This window comes from Synechococcus sp. R6-7 (assembly GCF_047461695.1).
Classification (GTDB): domain Bacteria; phylum Cyanobacteriota; class Cyanobacteriia; order Thermostichales; family Thermostichaceae; genus Thermostichus.
Window position 1 is genome coordinate 1 of sequence record NZ_JANSHS010000527.1, and the last position, 2,385, is coordinate 2,385.

3 protein-coding genes and 1 pseudogene are annotated in these 2,385 nt (G+C 61.8%); 1 reads left to right on the top strand and 3 read right to left on the bottom strand.

Annotation, left to right across the window (positions count from 1 at the left end):
- From NW815_RS13735 to NW815_RS13745, 3 genes and pseudogenes are all read right to left on the bottom strand, one after another.
- A pseudogene (locus NW815_RS13735) lies at positions 1–281 on the bottom strand (hypothetical protein); the annotation flags it as partial.
- 35 nt (positions 282–316) lie between these two features.
- Entirely contained in the window at positions 317–931 is a 615-nt protein-coding gene (locus NW815_RS13740) for an anti-sigma factor family protein (RefSeq protein ID WP_414389956.1), read from the bottom strand.
- A complete protein-coding gene (locus NW815_RS13745; protein WP_414328694.1) occupies positions 928–1,590 on the bottom strand; it encodes a sigma-70 family RNA polymerase sigma factor in 663 nt (220 codons plus the stop codon). Before NW815_RS13745 ends, NW815_RS13740 begins: the two co-directional genes overlap by 4 nt.
- Positions 1,591–1,863: 273 nt before the next feature.
- On the opposite strand from NW815_RS13745, the gene NW815_RS13750 reads away from it, so the two are divergent.
- Positions 1,864–2,385: Crp/Fnr family transcriptional regulator (locus NW815_RS13750; RefSeq protein WP_414416136.1), on the top strand; the 522-nt coding region annotated here is incomplete at its 3' end.

A 2,385-nucleotide genomic window follows, 5' to 3' on the forward strand; every position in this document is an offset into this window, starting at 1 on the left:
GGGAAGTCCGGAAAGGGCGATAGCTCCGTCTTGGGAGGGGCCCATTGGTTTTGATCGGGGGCAGGGGTGAGACGGGATCCGGGTGAAGGCAGGTTTGTGGGCTGGGGGGCAGGCTCCTGTCCACTGGGAGAGGAGTGCAACTCCTTCGGACTCTGTCCCGCCGGCGCGGACGGCGTTGCCAGATGGCTACCGCTGGGATCTGCCTGGGCCGACAGGGATCCCAGACTGCATAGCCAAAGGCAGACTCCTAGCCCACAAGCCCAGCGAACTGCTTTTTCCACCCTGCGCTCCTCAGTCTTTCTCAAGCCTGCTCAGGTCATTCCCAGCCCACCAAGGACTCCGTCCCGTTGATGCGAACGGCTCCGGTCCCGTTGGCGGAGCGAGATCCACGGTCGGGCATTGTCTCAAACAAAATCGAGTAGGCATCTTGCTTTTGCCCCGGCTCGAAAAGATAGCGTTGGGCAACACGAGCAGAGGCAGGCACGATGGCCACGCGCACCGGCGGATCTTCCAGCGATACCAAAGGCTGGGGATGAGACCAACGCCATCCCACCCAGCCCGCCCCTGCCAAGGCCACTACAGCCGCTGCCACCCGTCCCCAAGGGGTGCCCTTACGTTGCCGCCAGCCCAGGTCGAGCATTGGCCTCCGATCCAGCTCAGCGAACACACGGCTGATCAACAGCTCCGTCTGGATGGGATCCAAGGTGGGGGCCTTGAGGTTGGCCAAACCGGCCTGTAAAGCTGCCAGTTGGCTGTACAGTTGCCGCGCCTGAGGATCGCTGGCCAGCCAATCTTCCACCTGCCGCGCCTCTTGAGACGACAATTCCCCATCCAAGTAGGCGCTCAACTGTTCAAAGCGCTCATCCACCACCGGCAGCTCTTGCTGGGGATCCCTGGGGTCGGGGTTGGGGTTGCCGCGAACCATGGTCATTCGCCATTAAGGTAGGGTTTTAGGGTGGATTGTAGGCGGGCGCGGGCGCGCGCAATGCGAGACTTAACAGTGCCCAAAGACACCCCTGTGATCTCGGCAATTTCCTCATAAGCCATTCCCTGAATTTCCCGCAGCAGGATTGTCTGGCGAAAGGCCTGCGGCAGGTCGCGGACGGCTTGGTGCAATCGCTCATAGAACTCGCAAGTGGCGAGGTGCTCATGGGGGCTGGGGCTCTCGCTGGGCAGCTCCCATTCCATCTCGCTATCCCGCATCTGAATCGGCGCATCCAGAGAAAGGGGCTGCTGCTGTCGTTTGCGCTTGCGCAGCTCGTCGTAAAACAGGTTGGTGGCGATCCGCCCCAGCCAACTGCGAAATTTTGCCGGCTCCTGTAGGCGTTTCAGGTGGCGGTAGGCCCGGATCCAAACTTCCTGGGCCAAGTCATGCCGGTCGTGCCAGTCGGGAGCAAGATGGTAGAGCACCTTGTCCACATGGGCCTGATGGCGACGCATCAGCTCGGCAAAAGCCTCCCGATGGGGCTGGGATCCCTGCTGACAGAGCAGCACCAGATCCGCATCAGCGAGCTTTTCGGGCCGCACAGGCACGTTCTTCACCAAGACCGACCAGCGCTGGCCACTGATGTCGCTGAGGGCAGCATCCATAGGCATCCATAAGTTCTAACAACAACAGCGGAGGGATCCCCTCGCCGACAAAACCTCTGTTGCCCAGACGAAATGGCAGAGTTTGGGTTCCCCCCACCCTCAACCGCAGGGTAGCTCTAGAGGCTCTGAGGGCCATACCGGCAAGACTCCACAGCAAGACCACCTCCTCACTAGATCTTGGCGCACATGGCGGGGTGGTGGATTGCAGGATAGCTCTTGAGTTGGTAACTGGGCTACAGTGGGCTTGCGGTATGGTGAAACGTCCGACCCGCCATGGCTTCCGATGCTCCTGTTGCCCTTCTCTCCGAGCTCAAGGCGGTGCCAATGTTGGCCGAACTTTCGGCGACGTCCTTGCAATGGTTGGGATCCCAGGTCAAGCTGCGGGATATCCCGGCGGGACAGGCCCTCTTCATGCAAGATGCCTGGGGCAGCGTAGTTTATCTGATCCTCGCCGGCTGGGCTAAGGTGCGGCGGGCTTTGCGGGCGCAAGACAGCACCAAAACCCTTGCCTTGCTGGGGCCGGGCGCTTGGGTGGGGGAAATGGCGGTACTGGACGAAGCTCCCCGCTCGCGAGATGTGCTGGCCCTAACCCCGCTGCGGGTGGCCGGGATCCCGGCGGCAACCTTCAAAGCGCTGATGTTGCGGGAGCCGCAACTGTGTTACCAGCTGGCCTGCAGCCTCTCCCGTCGCCTGCGCCTGGCCAACTTGCAGGCGGATCTTGACCAGCAGAGCCCCCCGCTGCGAGTGGTGCATACGCTGGTGCAACTGGCGGAAGCTTTTGGCGAGAAGACCCCC